General features: G+C 66.7%; 15 protein-coding genes. 5 read left to right on the top strand and 10 right to left on the bottom strand.

What is annotated here, in order from left to right; genetic code table 11:
* Positions 1-53: 53 nt before the first annotated feature.
* From ACM1PE_RS12755 to ACM1PE_RS12745, 3 genes are all read right to left on the bottom strand, one after another.
* Entirely contained in the window at positions 54-944 is an 891-nt protein-coding gene (locus tag ACM1PE_RS12755; RefSeq protein WP_059375695.1) for a 23S rRNA (adenine(2030)-N(6))-methyltransferase RlmJ, read from the bottom strand.
* Between the two features lie 12 nt (positions 945-956).
* Positions 957-1,706 (bottom strand): glycerophosphodiester phosphodiesterase, encoded by a 750-nt coding sequence (ugpQ, locus tag ACM1PE_RS12750; RefSeq protein ID WP_419343474.1) that lies wholly within the window; start codon positions 1,704-1,706, stop codon positions 957-959.
* Positions 1,707-1,814: 108 nt separating this feature from the next.
* On the bottom strand, positions 1,815-3,107 hold the full coding sequence (locus ACM1PE_RS12745) for a M20/M25/M40 family metallo-hydrolase (RefSeq protein WP_419343473.1): 1,293 nt from the start codon (positions 3,105-3,107) through the stop codon (positions 1,815-1,817).
* Positions 3,108-3,453: 346 nt separating this feature from the next.
* Here ACM1PE_RS12745 and ACM1PE_RS12740 point away from each other — a divergent pair, with 346 nt between their 5' ends.
* Positions 3,454-5,415 (top strand): SurA N-terminal domain-containing protein, encoded by a 1,962-nt coding sequence (locus tag ACM1PE_RS12740; protein WP_419343472.1) that lies wholly within the window; start codon positions 3,454-3,456, stop codon positions 5,413-5,415.
* Between the two features lie 24 nt (positions 5,416-5,439).
* Here ACM1PE_RS12740 and ACM1PE_RS12735 read toward each other — a convergent pair whose 3' ends face one another.
* Entirely contained in the window at positions 5,440-6,087 is a 648-nt protein-coding gene (locus ACM1PE_RS12735) for an arylesterase (RefSeq protein WP_059375705.1), read from the bottom strand.
* Between ACM1PE_RS12735 and ACM1PE_RS12730 the strand changes: the two genes are divergently transcribed.
* On the top strand, positions 6,086-6,763 hold the full coding sequence (locus ACM1PE_RS12730; RefSeq protein ID WP_165867800.1) for an ABC transporter ATP-binding protein: 678 nt from the start codon (positions 6,086-6,088) through the stop codon (positions 6,761-6,763). The two genes, ACM1PE_RS12735 and ACM1PE_RS12730, sit on opposite strands and share 2 nt — an antisense overlap.
* A 92-nt stretch (positions 6,764-6,855) precedes the next feature.
* Here ACM1PE_RS12730 and ACM1PE_RS12725 read toward each other — a convergent pair whose 3' ends face one another.
* Genes ACM1PE_RS12725 through ACM1PE_RS12715 form a run of 3 tightly spaced genes read right to left on the bottom strand, consistent with a single transcriptional unit; the run spans position 6,856 to position 10,598 of the window.
* A complete protein-coding gene (locus ACM1PE_RS12725; protein ID WP_118932045.1) occupies positions 6,856-7,839 on the bottom strand; it encodes an ABC transporter substrate-binding protein in 984 nt (327 codons plus the stop codon).
* A 22-nt stretch (positions 7,840-7,861) separates the two neighbouring features.
* Complete coding sequence (locus ACM1PE_RS12720) at positions 7,862-9,508, bottom strand: ABC transporter permease (protein WP_059375712.1); 1,647 nt, start codon at positions 9,506-9,508, stop codon at positions 7,862-7,864.
* A gap of 13 nt (positions 9,509-9,521) precedes the next feature.
* Positions 9,522-10,598 (bottom strand): ABC transporter ATP-binding protein, encoded by a 1,077-nt coding sequence (locus ACM1PE_RS12715; protein WP_059375714.1) that lies wholly within the window; start codon positions 10,596-10,598, stop codon positions 9,522-9,524.
* 242 nt (positions 10,599-10,840) lie between these two features.
* On the opposite strand from ACM1PE_RS12715, the gene ACM1PE_RS12710 reads away from it, so the two are divergent.
* Together ACM1PE_RS12710 and serB are read left to right on the top strand one after the other, a co-directional pair.
* Complete coding sequence (locus ACM1PE_RS12710) at positions 10,841-11,749, top strand: LysR substrate-binding domain-containing protein (RefSeq protein ID WP_059375717.1); 909 nt, start codon at positions 10,841-10,843, stop codon at positions 11,747-11,749.
* 14 nt (positions 11,750-11,763) lie between these two features.
* A complete protein-coding gene (gene serB / locus ACM1PE_RS12705) occupies positions 11,764-12,477 on the top strand; it encodes a phosphoserine phosphatase SerB (protein WP_419343470.1) in 714 nt (237 codons plus the stop codon).
* Between the two features lie 9 nt (positions 12,478-12,486).
* On the opposite strand, the gene fabV is transcribed toward serB, so the two are convergent.
* Together fabV and ACM1PE_RS12695 are read right to left on the bottom strand one after the other, a co-directional pair.
* Positions 12,487-13,677 carry an enoyl-ACP reductase FabV gene (gene fabV, locus ACM1PE_RS12700; RefSeq protein WP_059375722.1) on the bottom strand — a complete coding sequence of 397 codons (1,191 nt, stop codon included), beginning with the start codon at positions 13,675-13,677 and terminating at the stop codon, positions 12,487-12,489.
* 97 nt (positions 13,678-13,774) lie between these two features.
* Positions 13,775-14,734 carry a DMT family transporter gene (locus tag ACM1PE_RS12695; protein WP_419343469.1) on the bottom strand — a complete coding sequence of 320 codons (960 nt, stop codon included), beginning with the start codon at positions 14,732-14,734 and terminating at the stop codon, positions 13,775-13,777.
* An 87-nt stretch (positions 14,735-14,821) separates the two neighbouring features.
* Here ACM1PE_RS12695 and ACM1PE_RS12690 point away from each other — a divergent pair, with 87 nt between their 5' ends.
* On the top strand, positions 14,822-15,727 hold the full coding sequence (locus tag ACM1PE_RS12690; protein ID WP_419343468.1) for a LysR family transcriptional regulator: 906 nt from the start codon (positions 14,822-14,824) through the stop codon (positions 15,725-15,727).
* 469 nt (positions 15,728-16,196) lie between these two features.
* Here ACM1PE_RS12690 and ACM1PE_RS12685 read toward each other — a convergent pair whose 3' ends face one another.
* The gene (locus ACM1PE_RS12685) at positions 16,197-17,576 is read right to left on the bottom strand and encodes an IS1380 family transposase (protein WP_419341329.1); all 1,380 of its coding nucleotides are present in this window, start codon (positions 17,574-17,576) and stop codon (positions 16,197-16,199) included.
* Positions 17,577-17,829: the final 253 nt, after the last annotated feature.

Raw genomic sequence — 17,829 nt, 5'->3', positions numbered from 1 at the left:
GACCCCAACAAAAAGGCCACGAAACATCGTGGCCTTTTTGCTTGTGCGCCGGATCAGTCGTCCGACTGCTTCTTCGGCACCGGGAACGGATTCTCGCGGAACTGCAGCGTGAATCCAGCCCGCTCGTCCTGCCCCAGCGTGCGGGCCAGATACGGCATGGCCTGCTTCAGTGCGTCGTGCAGCGTCCAGGGCGGATTGATCAGGAACATGCCGCTGCCATGCAGGCCGTAGCCGTCGATGGTCGCCTTCTTGACGGTCAGCGTCGCATGCAGCCAGCTCTTGACCTTGAGGTTTTCCAGGTGGCGGGCCATTTCGCCAGCTTCACGGCGTTGCACCAGCGGGTACCAGACGGCATAGGTGCCGGTGGCGAAGCGCTTGATGCATTCCTTGATGGTGACGAACGTGCGGCGGTAGTCGTTCTTGTCTTCGTACGAAGGATCGATCAGCACCATGCCGCGGCGCGTGGGCGGCGGCAGCAGCGCCTTGACGCCTTCGAAACCGTCGTCGCCGTAGATCGTGGTCTGGCGCTGCGCGGCGCGCCCCTGGTGTTCCAGGTTGCCGACCAGCGTGTCGATCTCGGTCGGGTGCATCTCGAACAGGCGCAGGCGGTCGGACGGACGCATTGCGTCCAGCGCCAGCCAGGGCGAGCCGGGATAGCGCCTGAGGCGGCCGTTGGTGTTGTAGCCGCGGATCCGGGCGACGTACTCGGCCAGGATGGGAGGCAGGTCTTCGGCTTCCCAGAGGCGGCCGATGCCGTCGGCGAACTCGGAGGTCTTGGCGGCCCAATCGCTATCCAGGCTGTAGAGCCCGGCGCCGGCGTGGGTATCGATGACCCAGTAGGGCGCGTCCTTTTTATTGAAGTAATCCAGGGTGTGGATCAGGATGGCGTGCTTGAGCACGTCGGCGTGGTTGCCGGCGTGAAAGGCGTGGCGGTAACTGAACACGGGCGTTCTGCCTCAGGCGGCGGGCCGGATCGCGGCCAGCTCGTCGGTGAAAATGCCGTCGATGCCCCAGTCGAGCAGCAGGCGGGCGCGCTCCGGGTCGTTGACGGTCCAGGCGGCGATACGGTAGCCGGCGGCATGCACGGCATCGATCAGCTCAGGGGTGGCGTCCTTCTGATTGATGTTCAGGGCCACGCACTCGTACTTGGCCAGGCGTTCGCGCCAGTCGGCGGGCACCTTCTCCACCAGCAGCGCGCGCGGCAATTCGGGCGCGGTCTCCAGGGCGGCCTGCAGCGCTTCTTCCGCGAACGAGGACAGGAGCGGCGGTTCGGCCGCGCCTTGCCACAGCTGGCGCGCAGCCAGCGCCACGGCGCGGCCGGTCTCGGCTTCGCGGCCCGGGCAGGGCTTGATCTCGACATTGCTGGCGATGCCGTTGGCCACCGTGTAGCGGGCGACGGCGGCGAAGGTGGGCAGCGGCTCGCCAGCGTAGGCGGCTGAATGCCAGCTGCCGAAATCCAGCTGGGCAAGCTCGGCGTAGGTCTTGGTGGCAGCGGGGCCCCGGCCGTTGGAAGTGCGATCCACGTCGTCGTCGTGCATCAGCACCAGCACGTTGTCGCTGCTTAGCTTGACGTCGTATTCGAACATCGTGAAGCCGTGCTCGGCGCCCACGCGCATGGCGGCCAGGGTGTTCTCCGGGGCCAGACGGCCGCCGCCGCGGTGCGCGATGTAACGGGAGTAGGGCCAGGAGGGGAGTTTTGCGCTCATTTGGGTGTTGCTTCGGGTTCTTTTGGTCAGGGTTGCAAGGATACTCCTTCTGCACGCCGGTTTCGGCCATGCCGCGGCGCGCGAGAACGCCGCGGCGGGTCCATAGGCCTATTTCATGGGCGCCTTGTCCTGCGACACGTCCATGATCATCCGCGCCGCGAGGTACAGGCGCGGCACGATGCTGTTGATCTGGATGTACTCGGCGTCGTTGGAATGCGCGCCGAAGCCGCTCAGGCCCATGCCTTCGATCACCGGGCCGCGCGCCTTCAGCGCTGCAAAGGCGGCGTCGGTGCCGCCGCCGCTGGCGCGGTCCACGACCTTCATGGGCAGGTCCATTTCCTTATAGATCTGCACGCCGTGCTGGGCCAGGGCGCGCGAGGCGGGCGTGGCTTCCAGGGGCGGGCGGCGCACCTCGAATTTCACGCTGACCTTGGATTCGGGCAACAGCTTCTTCTGTATGCGCTCTTCCAGGGTGCGCGACAGCGCGTCGAAGTCGGAGACGCGCAGCGCGCGGGCGTCGGCCTGGGCGGAGGCCTGGCCCGGAATGACGTTGCGGTTGGTGCCGGCCTGGGCCACGGTCCAGTTCAGCTTCAAGCCTTCCTCGGGCTTGGACAGCTTGTCCAATTGCAGCAGCTGATGGGCCAGTTCATACAGGGCGTTGACGCCGCCTTCGGGGCGCGCGCCCGCATGCGAGGTCTTGCCCTGCACGGTCAGGTAGGCCGCGCCGATGCCGCTGGTGGCCAGCGTCAGGCGCGCTTCCGCGCCGCCGCCTTCGAACGAGAACACCGCGTCCTGGTCGGCGCCCAGGCGGGTGATGGTGCTGCGCGCGCCGGGCGAGCTGATTTCCTCGTCGCCGTTGATCAGCACGGTAATGGTGCCGTAGTCCTCGAAGCCCAGCTTCTGCAGCAGGGTCAGGGTATGGATGATGGCGGCCACGCCATGCTTGTCGTCGGCGATGCCCAGGCCGTAGGCCTTGTCGCCGTCGATGCGGAAGGGCTGGTCCTTGAGCATGCCGTTGCGGTAGACGGTGTCCATGTGGGCGATCAGCATGATCTTCTTCTGGCCTTTGCCCTTGAATTCCGCATGGACCATGGGGCCGACCTTTTCCGGCGTGTCGTCCAGGCGGAACACGTCGGCGGGCTGGATGATCTCGACGGTCCCGCCCAGCGCCTTGAGCCGGTCGCGGATCAGGACGGCGATGCGCTCAACGCCTTCGACGTCCTTGCTGCCCGACTCGATGCCGACCAGGTCGCGCATGGTGTCCAGCATGCCTTGCTGCTGGGCTTGGGCGGCTTCGTGGACAGCGGCGACGGGCGCGGCCAGCGCGGCGGGGGCGGCGCCGACGAAGGCCAGGGTGATGCAGGTGCGCAGGAGTTGCAGGCGGGGAGATGTGTACGGCATCAGTGTGTACCTCTGAGCGTGCGTGGAAGGGGCCACATCCTTTGGGGACGCGGCGTCAGCGGTAATGCGGGCTTACCCTGACAGGCCACGATACGAGGGACGCAAGGGGCTGGAAATGGTGCTTCCCCGGGTTGACTCGGTCCCCGGTTTCGTGCCGCCGAACCCGGAGGGCAGCCACGGATGGCATTCGAAAGATCCCTAGGCTGCGCGGCGAGTGAGAAATGGTAAAATCCGCCCGCTGATCCGGTATTGACCGGTATGGGAACAGGGCGAATCTGGTTCGCCTTTTTTTATGCGTTTTCTTGCGGCTTCGGGCGTGCGCCTGGGGTGCGGCAACAGGGATTCCATGTTCGAATTTATTCGCAGCCATCGGCGCTGGATGCAGTTCATCCTGCTGCTTCTGATTGTGCCGTCCTTCTTCCTGGTCGGTATTCAAGGCTATGACAGCTTCATGCGCGCCGAGCCTGAATTGGCCACGGTCAATGGCCAGCCCGTGTCGCGGGCCGAGTTCGATCAAGCGCACCGCAACCAGCTGGAGCAGTTCCGCCAGCGCCTGGGCGCCCAGTTCGATCCGGCCGTCATCGACACGCCGGCACTGCGCGAAGGCCTGCTCAACCAGCTGATCAATCAGCGTCTGCTGGCCAACGTCGCGGTCGACAACCGTTTCTCGGTGTCCGACGAAACGCTGCGCAACACCATTGCCGCGATTCCGGAAGTCCAGGACAACGGCCGCTTCTCGCCCGAGCGCTATCGCCAGGTGCTGGCTGCGCAAGGCATGTCGCCGACCTCGTTCGAAGCCGGCCTGCGCCGCGACCTGGCGGTCGCGCGCGTGCTGGAGCCCGTTGGCCAGTCGGCCCGCGCGCCCGGCGAGGTCGTGGCCGCGCTGGAAACGGCGTTGACGCAGCAGCGCACGGTGCAACTGCGCCGCTTCGCCGCCGCCGACTACCGCTCGCAAGTCACCGTCAGCCCGGCCGATATCCAGGCCTGGTACGACGCCAACAAGCAGCAGCTGCAGATTCCCGAACAGGTCCAGGTCCAGTACCTGGTGCTGGACGAGGCCGCCGCCACGCAAGGCGTGCAGGTCAAGGACGAGGATCTCGCGTCCTACTACGAGCAGAACAAGAACCGCTTCGGCCAGCCTGAACGCCGCCGCGCCAGCCACATCATGATCAACCTGGCTCCCGGCGCGTCGGAAGACGCCCGCAAGGCTGCCCGTGCCAAGGCCGAAGACCTCGCCAAGCAGGCCGCCGCCGATCCGGCGCAGTTCGCCGAACTCGCGCGCAAGAACTCGCAGGACGCGGGCTCGGTTTCCAATGGCGGCGACCTGGGCTGGCTCGCGCCCGGCATGCTGACCGGTCCGCTGGAAAAGGCAATCTTCGGCCAAGCCAAGGACCAGGTGTCTGGCGTGATCGAAACCCCGTCCGGCCTGCACGTGGTCAAGGTCACCGAAATCCAGCCCGCCGCCATCAAGCCGCTGGCCGAGGTCAAGGACCAGATCACCGCCGAAGTCCGCAAGCAGCTCGCCGCCGTGCGTTTCTCGGAAATGGCCAGCCAGCTGAACAAGCAGGTCTATGACCAGCGCGACAGCCTGCAGCCCGCCGCCGACACCGTCGGCCTGAAGCTGCGCACCGCTTCCGGCGTGACCCGCGAAGGCCTGCTGCCCGCCGACAAGGCCGGCCCGGGCTCGGCCGCAGCCGGCCCCGACGCCGCGCTGCTGGACAACCCGCGCGTGCGCCAGGTGCTGTTTTCGCCCGACGTGCTGCGTGAAAAGCAGAACTCCGGCGTGATCGAACTCTCGCCCGACACCATGCTGGCCCTGCGCGTGGCCGCCGTCGAGCCGGCCCACGTGCCGCCGCTGGACAAGGTCTCGGACACCATCCGCGCCAAGCTGCTGGACGAGCGTTCGGCCGAAGCCGCCAAGAAGGCCGGCGAAGCCGCGCTGGCCGCCGACCGCGCCAACCCCGCGGCCGCGCCGGAAGGTTTCGGCGCGCCGGTGGTCGTGTCGCGCCAGGATCCCAAGGATCTGCCGCGTCCGGTACTGGACGCCGTCATGCGCCTGCCCGCCGCCACGCTGCCGGCCTACGCCGGTGTGCAATCGGGTTCGGACTACACGCTGGCGCGCCTGGAAAAGGTCGAGGCCGGCACGGTCGATCCGGCCGACAAGGAGCGCCTGGCGCAGCAGTTGTCCGGCGCTTGGGGCCAGGCCGAAAACGAAGCCATGCTGCGCATGCTGCGCGAAGAGTACAAGGTGCAGGTGCTGCCCGCCGCCGCCGCGGTCATCCGCGGCGATCAGCCGGCAGCCGGCTGATCAGCCAGACTCGGCTCAACAGCGTCAGTTCAACAGTGGCCGCAGCGTCGGCCACACGTTGTCCAGTAGCAAAGGTTGGGCATCCTCGTTTGGATGGATGCCGTCAGCCTGGAACATCGCCCGGTTCGTTGCGATACCTTCCATCAGGAAGGGCACGAGCCGGGCGTTTTCGTCTTTGGCGACCGTGGGGAAGACCTGCGCGAAGCGCTGGGTGTAGTCCCGGCCGTAATTCGGCGGGATCTGCATGCCGACGATCAGGACCTGCGCGTCGGCCTTGCGGGCGGCCTGGGCCATGGTGCGCAGGTTCTGCTCGGTCATGTTCAGGGGCAGGCCCCGCAGCGCGTCGTTCGAACCCAGCTCCAGCACCACCACGGCCGGCGCGTGCTGGCGCAGCAATGCAGGCAGGCGGGCCACGCCGCCGCTGGTGGTGTCGCCGCTGATGCTGGCATTGACGACCTGGTACTTGGGGTATTGTTCCGCTACGCGGGCTGAAAGCAGCGGCACCCAGCCGGTGCCGCGCTTGATGCCGTATTCGGCCGACAGGCTGTCGCCCAGGACCAACACCGTGCGGGGCGCGGAACCCTGGGCCGCGGCGGCGGTCTGAGCGTGGGCGGGCGCCACGACGGCGGTCGCCATGGCGGTCATGAGTAGCAGACGGGAAAATAGGCGCATGGATAACAAGAATTCGATCGAGGTGAAAGGGCTGGGCAAGCAGGTGGCCGATGCCGGCGGCACGCTCTCCATCCTGGAAGGTATCGATTTTACGGTCGAGGCGGGCAGCGCCGTGGCCATCACTGGCAGTTCGGGGTCGGGCAAGTCCACCCTGTTGGGACTGCTGGCGGGCCTGGATGTTCCCAGCGCGGGCAGCGTGCGCCTGGCCGGGCAGGACCTGTTCTCGCTGGACGAGGATGGCCGCGCCCGCCTGCGCGCCAATCATGTGGGTTTCGTGTTCCAGTCATTCCAGCTGCTGCCCAACCTGACGGCGCTGGAAAACGTGATGCTGCCGCTGGAACTGGCCGGGCAATCCGCCCGCGACGCGGCGCAGGCCATGCTGGAACGGGTGGGGCTGGGCAAGCGCCTGCATCACTATCCGCGCACCTTGTCGGGCGGCGAGCAGCAGCGCGTATCGCTCGCGCGGGCCTTCGTGGTGCAGCCGGACCTGCTGTTCGCGGACGAGCCCACCGGCAGTCTGGACGCTGCCACCGGCGTGACGGTCATCGATCTGATGTTCGACCTGCATCGCGAGCACGGCACCACGCTGGTGCTGGTGACCCACGATCCGCAGCTGGCCGCCCGTTGCGGGCGTCAGCTGGTGCTGGCGGCGGGGCGGATGGTCAACGGCGTCTGACGCCGCCGGCCCACCGCCGGGCTTCCCAAGTTGGACCAGCACCTTCGGGGGTTGCGAGCCCCGGAGGGGTGCGGCGTGAGGGCCTTACCCTCTTACTTGGATTTCGCGACGGCCTGGTTCCAGGCGGCGACCACTGCCTCATATTCCTTCGCAGCGGCATCCTGACTGACCGGGAAGATCTTGATGGTCTTCAGGTCGGGCAGGGTGGTCAGGCTGGCCACGGCCACGTCCGTGCGCGTCGGGCGGCGGAAGTTCTTCACTAGCTGGGCTTCTTGCGACTCCTTGCTCAAGAGGCCGTCGTACAGTGCCTTGGCGGCATCCATGTTCTTCGCGCCCTTGATGATGAACATGCCTTCCGGCGCCAGGTAGCTGCCCTCGGTCGGGTAGACCAGCTTGATCTCCTTCTGGCCGCCGGCCACGTATTCCTGGGCGGCGTACTCCAGCGTCATGCCCACGGCATACTCGCCCGCGGCCACGCCCTTGTAGGTGGTGCCGGAGGATGCGGTGACCACCGCGTTGGCGGCGATCTTGTCCAGCCCTTCCTGGCCGAATTGCTTGAAGAGGCCGTACACCAGCATGTAGGCCGTGCCGCTCTTGGACGGGTCGGTGATGGCGAACTTGTTCTTCCATTGCGGCTGCATCAAGTCGGACCAGGTGGCCGGCGCGGGCAGGCCCTTGAGCTGGCGCTCGTTGACCATCATCACCATGACGTGCACGTTGGTGCCCACCCACAGATCGTCCGGACCGCGGAATTCGGTGGGGATCTTGTCCAGGTCGGCCGGACGGTAGGGCTGCAGGTGCTGGCGGTAAGCGCCCAGCGTGCCGAAGCCGCCGCTCCAGAACAGGTCGCCGCGCGGGTTCTGCGCTTCGGCCTCGATGCGCTTCATCATCGTGCCGGTGCCGCCGGTGACGGGCTGCACGTTCAATTTCGGCGACTTCTGCTTCACCGCGTCCAGGGCGGTTTCGATCGTCTCCGTGTTGTTGGACGAATAGAGCACGACATTCTGGGCCTGGGCGGCGCCGGCGGTCAGGGCGGCGGCCAGGACGCTGTACTGAAGTAGGTGCTTGAATTGCATGGTTAGCCTCTGTGCGAGTGGGTTATTTACCGGAGAACAGCTTGATGCGGAACGCCTTGACCGACACGATGATGGGCAGCACGATGACCGTGACCAGCGCCGCGCCGTAGGCCGACGCCATGCCCAGCCTGCCGCCGTCGACCTGGCGGAAGATGGCGATGGGCATGGTCTCCAGGCCGCCGCTGTAGGCGACGATGGAAGCCGACAGCTCGGAGATGGTGGTGAGCCACATCAGGATGGCTGCCGAGATGATGGACGCCTTCATGGCGGGCAGGATCACCTTGAAGAAGGTCATGAGCGGCGACACGCCCAGGCTGATCGAGGCTTCCTCGATCGACTCGGGAATGTTGAACAGCACCGACGAAGCGTTGCGCACCGCGAAGGGCAGGCGCCGCACCGTGTAGCACAGCACCATGATCCCCGACGTACCCGCCAGCACCAGCCAGCCGGTATTGAAGGTCTGCACCAGCGCGATGCCCAGCACCGTGCCCGAAATGGTCAGGGGCAGCACCACGATGTAGTCCAGCACCTGGGTGGACGCGCTGCGCTTCTTGATCGTCAGGTAGCTGACCAGCACCGCGAAGGCCACGCCCAGCACCGTGGCCAGCGAGGCGAACTTGAGCGAGTTCAGGATGGGCTCCGGCGCGCCATGCAGCGCGCGCTGCATGCTGGCCAGCGACCATTGGCCCCATTGCATGACCGGGCCGCTGGTCTTGGTGAAGGCGGCGATGAAGACCACGATCAGCGGCAGCAGCGAAATGAAGATGATCAGGCCCACGCCGCTGGTATAGAGCAGGGCGGTCCACGAGCGCACGCGGGTAGCGGCCGGCGCGCGTCCCTGCGTCATGGTGTAGACCTTGCGTTCGACCACGCGCTTCTGGAAGAACAGCACGATGGCGACGATGGCGATGGACACGACCGACATCGCGCTCTGCAGCGTCGGGCTGCCGCCCATTTCGCTGACGAAGGTGTTGTAAGTCATGACCGACAGCAGCGGCACGCGGCTGCCCAGCAGCATGGCCAGCGCGAAGTTGCCCACCACCAGCGTGAACACCACCAGCGCGTTGACCAGCACCGCGGGCAGCAGCACCGGCACCAGCACGCGCAGCTTGGTCAGGAGCGGCGGCGTACCCAGGCTCAGGCCCGCTTCTTCGAGCTGGCCGTCGAAGCCGCGCAGCGCCGCCAGCACGCCCAGGTAGATGTAGGTGTAGTAGACCAGCGTCATGGAGAACACCATGCCGGTCCAGCCGTAGAACGAGGGCAGCGAAATGCCGGCGTCGCCCAGCAGGTTGGTCAGGATGCCGTTGTTGCCCAGGATCAGCAGCCAGGACTGGCCCACGATGATCTCGGGGATCACGATGGTCAGCACCGGCAGGATCGCCACCAGGTTCTTCAACGGAAAGTCGAAGCGCGCCACCATGTAGGCGAAGGGCACGCCCACCAGCACGGTGCATGCCGTGACCGCCAGGCCCAGGATCAGCGTATTGCCGAAGGCCTCGATGTATTGAGAGTCGGCCAGCAGGGCCTTGAAGCCCTCCAGCGTGAAGCCGCCATCCTGCCCGGTGACGCTGTTGCTGAACAGCACGGCCAGCGGATAGAGCACGAAGAACAGCAGCAGAGCCAGGCTGATTGCCGTCAGGATGCCCCAGGGCCACCATTTGATTTTCATGATCGGCGCGTCCTCAGGCGTTGACGACGCGGCTGTCGGCGGGAATCAGCACCTGTACGGCTTCGCCGGGCTGGAACTGCGCCACCATGTTGCCGGCATGCAGCTCGACGCGGATCTCGGAGCCGTTGTCCAGCGCGATGCGGTAGGCGGTCTTGAAGCCCAGGTATTGCCGGCGCAGCACCTTGCCAGGCAAGGTATTGGGCACGTAAGGGGCGGGCGCCATCAAGGCCAGCTCTTCAGGGCGGGCGATGAGCACGCCTTTGCCGTCCAGCTGGTCGCTGCCTTGCACGCCGTCAAAGCCCAGCCCGCAGATCTCGTAGCGCACATGGCCGGCGGGGGCGCCGGCCTGGCCGTTGCGGGCCGGCACCGGGATCACGTTGGCCGAACCGATGAAGTCCGCCACGTAGGCGTTTACCGGCGTGCCGTAGAGTTCTTCCGGGGTGCCCAGCTGGGCGATGTCGCCGCGGTCCATGATGGCGATGCGGTCGGACATCGCCAGCGCTTCTTCCTGATCGTGCGTCACGAATACGGTGGTGATGCCGGCCTCGCGCACCAGGTCCAGGATCACGTCGCGCATCTGCAGGCGCATCTTGGCGTCCAGGTTGGATAGCGGCTCGTCCATCAACAGCACGCGCGGCCGGATCACCAGCGCGCGCGCCAGCGCCACGCGCTGGCGCTGCCCGCCGCTCATCTGCGCGGGATAGCGGTCGGCCAGCGCCAGCAGGCCGACCTTGTCCAGCGCTTCGTTGACGCGCCGCGTGATCTCGGCGCGCGCCACGCCGCGGGCGCGCAGGCCGTAAGCCACATTGTCGAAAGCCGTCTTGTCCGGGAACAGCGCATAGTCCTGGAACACCATGCCGATGTCGCGGCGGTGCGCGGACACGTGGGTCACGTCGTCCTGGTCAAACAACAGGCGGCCGCCGTCGGGGGCATAGAAGCCCGCAATGCAGCGCAGCAGCGTGGTCTTGCCGCAGCCGCTGGGTCCCAGCAGCGTGTAGAACGCGCCGTCGGGGATGTGCAGCGACAGATTGCGCAGCACTTGCTGCCCGCCGAAAGTCTTGACGATGCCGTCTACGGTGATTGATGCCATGTTTCGCTTCCTGCCTGAGGGTGCCGGCATCATAGAAACGCGCTGCGCGCCCGACCAGCGGTGTTTTTTAAGGGTAGTCGTTAGTTTTTCTAAGAGGTCGGCGCGCGGGCTATCACCTAGAATGCGGCTGGATGACACAGGCGCGCGCAAGCCGCGCCAATGAAAATAGACGACAAGGGAAACCGTGGGAAAGAGCAGCACTACGCGGCGCCAGGCCGGCGCGCGGGCGGACCGCAACTGAAATGGCGGGGCAGAGCCTGCCGCCGCTCAAGGCCTTGCGCGTGTTCGAAGCCGCGGCGCGCCTGCGCAGCTTCACCGCGGCCGCCGACGAACTGAGCATCACGCACAGCGCGGTCAGCCAGCAGATCCGCATACTCGAAGAGTACGTGGGGCAGCCTCTGTTCGCGCGCGAGGCGCGCGGCGTGGCGCTGCTGCCTTGCGCCCAGGCCTACTTCCCGGAAATCCAGGCCAGCCTGGAGCGCATCGCGGCCGCGACCGCCAAGCTGAAATCGCCCGCCTACGGCGGCGTGCTGCGTGTCTGCGCCACGCCGTCCCTGACCATGAAGTGGCTGATTCCGCGCCTGTCGGCGTTCCAGGCCCGGCATCCGGGCGTGGACGTGCAGCTCACCACGCAAGGGCGGTCGTTCCTGGACCGCGGCGGCGACACCGGCAGCGACGTGCTGATCCGCCATGGCTACATGGCGCACTCCGACCTGGCCTGCGTGCACTGCCTGGACGATTTCCACGTGCCGGTGGCGTCGCCGCGCTTCATCGAGCGCAACCGACTGGCTGCGCCCGCGGATTGCCTGGGGCATCCGCTGCTGAAGATCGCGGGCGGCATGGACCACTGGCCGCGTTGGTTCGCGCTGGCCAAGGTGGACGTGCCCGCGCAATTGCCGGGACCGGTGTTCGACCACCAGTTCCTGTGCATGCAGGCCGCCATGAACGACCTCGGCATCGCCTTGGCGCCCTGGTGCCTGCTGGAAGACGACATTCGCGCCGATCGCTTGCGCCCGCTGTTCGACGGCCCGCAGCTGCCGAACGCCGGCATCCACGCGCTATACCGCCAGGATGGCCCGGCCGCCGCGTCGGCGCTATTGTTCATCGAGTGGTTGCGCGAGCAAAGGCGCGACCCCTCACATACCGCATAGACCAAGGATTCCTCATGCATTCCAGCTCCACGATACCCGGCCTCTTTTGGCGCGGCATTGCGCCTCCCCTTGCGCTCGCGGACTACAAGCTCATCGCCTTCGACATGGATTCCACGCTGATCTCGATCGAGACGCTGGACGAAATGGCGGACCTGATGGGCAAGAAGGCCGAGGTGGCGGCGCTGACGGAAGCCGCCATGCGCGGCGAGATCAAGGACTACAAGCAGAGCCTGCGCGAGCGCGTGGCGCTGCTGGCGGGGATGCCGGAAGCGGCGCTGGACGAGGTCTATGAGCAGCGTGTGCGCATCAATCCAGGCGCGCAAACGTTGATCGCGGCGTGCAAGGACGCGGGCCTGACCTGCCTGCTGGTGACCGGCGGCTTCACCTGCTTCACCGACCGGCTGCGGGTGCGTCTGGGGCTGGACGACGTGCGCGCCAACGTGCTGGAAATCGTTGACGGCCGCTTGACCGGCAGGCTGCTGCCGCAAGCGTGGGGCGATATCTGCGACGGCGAGGAAAAGCGCCGCAAGCTGCTGGAAGTGTGCGCGGCGCTGGGTGTGGGGCCGGAACGCGCCATCGCCGTGGGCGACGGCGCCAACGACCTGCCGATGATGCGCGCGGCGGGCCTGTCGGTGGGCTACCGCGCCAAGCCGGCCGTGCGCGAGGAGGTCAATGTCGCGATCGACGAAGGCGGCCTGGACCGCCTGCTGGAACTGATGGCGCGCTAGTGCCGGGGCTTAGGCCAGGCCGCGGATTGCCACGGCCGGATCGGTGTCGGCTTCATAGTCGACGCCTTCGATCTCGAAGCCGAACAGGCGCAGGAAGTCCTGCTTGTAGCCCGCGAAATCGGTCAGCTGGTAGATGTTGTCGTTGGTGACCTGGCCCCACAGCGCCTGCACGCGGGCCTGCACCTCGGGATCCAGCTCCTTGTAGTCGGCGCGCAGGCGGCCGTCCTGGTCCAGGATGGGCGTCTGGCCGCAGAGGCTGTCGCGGTACAGGCCGTAGACCTGTTCGATGCAGCCTTCGTGCGTGCCGGCTTCCTTCATGGTCTTGAACAGCAGCGACAGGTACAGCGGCATCATGGGGATCGCCGAGCTGGCCTGCGTCACCACCGCCTTCAGCACCGACACGCGGGCGTCGCCGCCGCGCGCGGCCAGCTTGGCGCGGATCTCCAGCACCTTCTGGTCCAGATCCTTCTTGGCTGCACCGATGGAACCGTTCCAGTAGATGTCGTGGGTGATCTTCTCGCCCAGATAGGTGAACGCCGTGGTGCTGGCGCCTTCGGCCAGCACGCCGGCTTCCAGCAGCGCGTCGATCCACATCTGCCAGTCTTCGCCGCCCATGACGGCGACGGTCGCGTCGATCTCGGCCTGGGTGGCGGGCTCCAGCACGGATTCCTTGACCACTTCGCGGTCGGTGTCCAGGCCGCGCAGGTTGACCGCCTGGCCGATGGGCTTGAGGGTCGAATTGAACACTTCCCCGGTCTTCGGGTGCGTGCGGCGCGGGGCGGCCAGGCTGTAAATCACCTGGTCGACCTGGCCCAGGTCCTGCTTGATGAGGTCTATGGTCTTGCGCTTGATCTCGTCGGAGAAGGCGTCGCCGTTGATGCTCTTGGCATAAAGGCCGGCGGCATGGGCCTGTTCGTGGAATTCCGCCGTGTTGTACCAGCCCGGCGTGCCGGCCTTGGCCGCGTCGCCCGGCCGCTCGAAGAACACGCCCAGCGTCTGCGCGCCGCAGCCGAAGGCCGCGCTGATCCGCGCCGCGAGGCCATAGCCGGTCGATGCGCCCAGCACCAGCACGCGTTTCGGCCCGCCAGCTATCGGCCCCTGGGCGCGGGTGTAGGCGATCTGGTTGCGGACGTTGGCGGCGCAGCCGGCCGGATGGGTGGTGACGCAGATGAAACCGCGCACGCGGGGCTTGATGATCATGGGAGCCTCGATTCGGGGAAATGCCTGGATCGCCCATGCGCGAAAGCGCAAAAAGCGACCCGCATTGTACGGGAGGAGGCGCCGGCGCGCTGCCGGCTCAGCGTGCGTCGGCCCGGGCCAGCGGCGCGGCCTGGGCGCGACTGCGGCGCCATTCGATCAAACCGATGCCGATGCCGCTGGCGCAGATGATGGCGATGCCCAGCCAGGTCAACGGGTCGGGGAAGTGGCCCCAGACCAGCCAGCCGACCGAGGTGGCGCTGATGATCTGCAGGTAGACAAAGGGCGCCAGGGTGGAAGCGGGCGCGCGGCGGTAGGCGGCGATCTGGAACAGATGGCCCAGCCCGCCGGTGATGCCGGTGGAGATCAGTACGACCCAATCCAGCGGCGCCAGCGCCTCGAGGACGGGCAGGGCGGGCGGCAGGATGAAGGGCAGGGCCAGGGTCAGGCATATCGTGCCGACCGCGCCGCTCCAGATCAGCGAGGTGAATGGATCGTCGCCTGCCACGCGCCGCGTCGCGATGAACTGCACCGCGAAGCAACAGGCCGTGAGCAGGCCGAACACCGTGCCCACCGGATCCAGGCCGCCGCCCGGCCGGATCACGATGATCACGCCGATGAAGGCGATGCCCGCAGCCACGAATCGAGACAGGCGGGCGGGTTCCTTCAGGACCCAGGGCGCTGCCGACAGCACCAGCAGCGGCGCCAGGAAGTTGATGGCGGTGGCCTCGGCCTGCGGGATGTAGCTCAGCGTGGTGAAGAACATCAGCGTGGCCAGGAACATCGAGCCGCCGCGCAGGATCTGTTCGCGCGGCTTCTTGCTGCGGAATACGCCCAGGCCGCGCGCGGGCAGCACCAGGGCCAGCACCAGCGCCAGGTGCACGGCATAGCGGAACCACGACAGCACCAGCAGCGGCACGCCCGCATTCATCACCCACTTGCCGCTGGCATCCAGGCACGACAGCGTCCACATCGACAGCACCAGCAACAGCACCCCCATCATCGGGCCGCTGGAAGCGGGCGCTGCGCGGCGCGTGCGACCGTCATCGGCCGGGGTCATCGATAAACTCCTTTGGTGGCTGAAACGCCGGTTTGCAGGTACCGGGCGGCTGCCATGATACGCTCATCGCGCCGGGGGAACAGGCTCATGATAGAACTACGCAACATCGAAACTTTTTTCTGGGTGGCCACGCTGGGCAGTTTTCGCGCCGCGTCGGAGAAACTCAACACCACGCAGCCAGCGGTGTCGCAGCGCATCGCCTCGCTGGAAGCCGACCTGGGCGTGCTCCTGTTCGAGCGCGAAGCGCGCGGCGTGAAGCTGACCGCCAAGGGGCATGAACTGCTGTCGCATGCGGAGCGCATGCTGCAGGTGCGGCGCGACATGTTCGAAGCCGCGCGCGAGCAAAACGTCATGAGCGGCACGGTGCGCATCGGCGTGGCCGAGACCATCGTGCAGACCTGGCTGCCCACGCTGATCGAACTGATCCATTCCAACTATCCGGCGCTGGTGCTGGAAATCGAGGTCGACACGACCCACGTGCTGCGCTCGCATCTGATGTCGCGGCAGATCGATCTGGCCTTCCTGATGGGGCCGGTGCTGGAAGCGCGGGTCGAGAATCTGCCGCTATGCACCTATCCGCTGGCCTGGGTGGCGAGCCCGATGTTGGACCTGGGGCCGGAGCCGCTGACGCTGGAGCGGATAGGCAAGCTGCCCATCATCACCTATCCCTCCAACAGCGCGCCTTACCGCGTGGTGCGCGATATGTTGACGCGCGCCGGCGTGAGTTCGCCGCGCATGTACGGCAGCGCCTCGATGTCGATGGTGGTGCGGATGACGCAGGACGCCATCGGCACCAGCGTCATCGCGCCGGTGTTCCTGGGCAAGGAGCTGGCGCGCGGCGAATTGCGCATCTTGCGGGTGGAGGCTGATCCCCTGCCGGAACTGAGCTTCACGGCCACCTGGGTGCAGGGGCCGGATAGCCACGCGGTCCGCGTTATCGCGCAGATGGCGCAGAAGGTGGCCGAGCAGGCCGCGGACGGGACTCCGCTCTAGGTGTTTACCCCAGCAGGGGCCGCGCCGCCGGCCGTGGCGGCCTTGCGACGCGGTCGCGTTGCGGCGCGCCCGGCTGCCCGCTAAGCCCCGCCATTGCGTCGTTTGCGTGAAACGCGGGGGGCGTGGCGCACGAGACCAAAGAAAAATTTATACCCCCGTATCGCAACATACGATTGGACGCTCCGCGCCCCTGACGCTGCAATGGCGCCACATCAATAACGATCGCCTGGATGCCTAGCCCGCATTTCTCACACCCTCACGGTTCGGCCCCCGGTGGCGCGGCTTTTTGCTTCACGCGTCGCCGTGACCGCGAGGGTTCAGGCCCGCGAGCGGCCAATCGAGGGCAGGCGGGTGAGGTTCTGCGAGCGGCCAGGTGCGTTGAGGGGGCAAGCGGCGCTGTTCGGGCATGAGACCGCCTCGCGCGAACGGGAGCGCGATCGGATCAGCAGGGCCATGGTGGCGTGGCGGATCAGCCGGGGGCGAGTCTGGCCTGGGCCAGGCGCCAGGTGGTCTGGAACGGATGACTGCTGGCCATGCTGACGTGGATGCGGCGCACGCTGATCTTGACCCGTGCGCCGATCTTGAGCAGTTTCAGGCGCAGGCTCTCGCAGGTGGCATCGGCCAGTTCGGTGCCGGCCAGCCCAATGCGACGCAGCGCTTCGAGCATCACGTAGGCAAAGGAGGCGAACCACAGCCGCAGCTGATTGGCCCGCATCGTCGCCGTCGAGGTGCGATCGGCGAACAGATGAAGCTGGCACTCCTTGATCCGGTTCTCCATTTCGCCGCGGGCGCAGTACAGCGCCTCATACAGTTCGCGTGCTGGCAAGCGCTGGGCGTCCAGGGTGGTGACGATGAAGCGCGGATTGGCCTTGCCCGGCAGTTGCTCGGCCTTGCCGACGACTCGTCGGCTGCACGACCAGCTGTCCAGCGTGCGGTAGGTGAAGTCACGAAACCGCCGTGCGGGCTTGCCGGTCTGGGTGCATTCGGCCTGCGCCTCGCTCATCTCGGTGTCGATCTGGGCCTTGAGTCGGTCGTTCTTGGCCAGCCCGAAGACGAAGTCGATGTGCGTCTCCTCGCACCAACTCATCAAGGCATCGCGCGCAAAGCCCGAGTCGGCACGCAGCACGATGCGCACCTTCGGCCAGTGGCGGCGGATCTGGGTGACGATGCGTTCGAGTTCATCGATGCTGCCCGCCGAGGCATCCGTGTTGGCCCGGCGCAGCTTGGCGGCGAGCAGATGTCGGCCGCAGAAGATGTACAGCGGCAAGTAGCAGTAACCGCCGTAGTAGCCATGGAAGAAGCGCCCTTCCTGCTGGCCGTGCAGCGGGTCGTCGGTGGCGTCCAGATCGAGGATGATCTCGTCAGGTGCCTGCTCGTGCGCCTCGATGAAGCACGCGACGAACAGCGACTCGAAGGCCGCCGGATCGTGAGCAATCTTGTGATAGCGCGAACCGTCCTTGGTGTCGGGGGCATGTTCGAGCCGGTTCAAGGTCGACTTGCCCGCCAGAGGCTCGCAGCCCTTGCGCCGAGCGCTGAGCTTGCCAGCCAGCGTAGCCAGCACCGGGTCACGGCGCAACTGGTCGTGGTCGTTCAGGTCCTCGTAGCCGAGCGCGATCCCCACGATCCGTTGCATCACCAGCGTGTGCACGGTGTGTTCGATCAGCTCCGGATCGCGCCCATCCTCGAAGCAGGCCGCCACCCGTTCGGTCAGTCGCAACGTGCGATCGACCTCGCGCAGCAACAGCGCGCCCGCATCCGAGCTGATCTGCCCTCCGTCGAAATCAACCGCCACCTGGCGGCCCTCAATACGCTCCGCACCTGGACTTCGTCCGGTACACTGTGTCGGCATCGCGGATTCCTCCGGAGTATGGTTAAGTCGTTCTCGCAAAACAACTTTCTCATATTTCCGGCCGCGATGCGCCTCCTATCTGTGAGAAATGCGGGCTAGAGCGGGGGGAAAGCATGAACCAGCGTATGTCCCATTCCCGGAACCGGGCGGCAAGCCATGCCGCGCAGGCGCGATGCGCGCCGCTGCGCGGCTGATCTCCAGACTCATTGATTGCCACCGCGCGCCGCCAGGATAACGGGATCCGGCGCGCGGC

Source organism: Achromobacter sp. PD1, from assembly GCF_048541815.1.
Classification (GTDB): Bacteria; Pseudomonadota; Gammaproteobacteria; order Burkholderiales; family Burkholderiaceae_B; genus Achromobacter; species Achromobacter bronchisepticus_A.
This window is presented reverse-complemented; position numbering and strand designations above follow the sequence as displayed.

Coding starts and splice junctions, on each gene's coding strand:
- ACM1PE_RS12685 (WP_419341329.1), bottom strand. CDS start 17,576: ATGCCGACACAGTGTACCGGACGAAGTCCAGGTGCGGAGCGTATTGAG.
- fabV (WP_059375722.1), bottom strand. CDS start 13,677: ATGATCATCAAGCCCCGCGTGCGCGGTTTCATCTGCGTCACCACCCAT.
- ACM1PE_RS12720 (WP_059375712.1), bottom strand. CDS start 9,508: ATGAAAATCAAATGGTGGCCCTGGGGCATCCTGACGGCAATCAGCCTG.
- serB (WP_419343470.1), top strand. CDS start 11,764: ATGCATTCCAGCTCCACGATACCCGGCCTCTTTTGGCGCGGCATTGCG.
- ACM1PE_RS12695 (WP_419343469.1), bottom strand. CDS start 14,734: ATGACCCCGGCCGATGACGGTCGCACGCGCCGCGCAGCGCCCGCTTCC.
- ACM1PE_RS12690 (WP_419343468.1), top strand. CDS start 14,822: ATGATAGAACTACGCAACATCGAAACTTTTTTCTGGGTGGCCACGCTG.
- ACM1PE_RS12740 (WP_419343472.1), top strand. CDS start 3,454: ATGTTCGAATTTATTCGCAGCCATCGGCGCTGGATGCAGTTCATCCTG.
- ugpQ (WP_419343474.1), bottom strand. CDS start 1,706: ATGAGCGCAAAACTCCCCTCCTGGCCCTACTCCCGTTACATCGCGCAC.
- ACM1PE_RS12730 (WP_165867800.1), top strand. CDS start 6,086: ATGGATAACAAGAATTCGATCGAGGTGAAAGGGCTGGGCAAGCAGGTG.
- ACM1PE_RS12735 (WP_059375705.1), bottom strand. CDS start 6,087: ATGCGCCTATTTTCCCGTCTGCTACTCATGACCGCCATGGCGACCGCC.
- ACM1PE_RS12715 (WP_059375714.1), bottom strand. CDS start 10,598: ATGGCATCAATCACCGTAGACGGCATCGTCAAGACTTTCGGCGGGCAG.
- ACM1PE_RS12725 (WP_118932045.1), bottom strand. CDS start 7,839: ATGCAATTCAAGCACCTACTTCAGTACAGCGTCCTGGCCGCCGCCCTG.
- ACM1PE_RS12745 (WP_419343473.1), bottom strand. CDS start 3,107: ATGCCGTACACATCTCCCCGCCTGCAACTCCTGCGCACCTGCATCACC.
- ACM1PE_RS12710 (WP_059375717.1), top strand. CDS start 10,841: ATGGCGGGGCAGAGCCTGCCGCCGCTCAAGGCCTTGCGCGTGTTCGAA.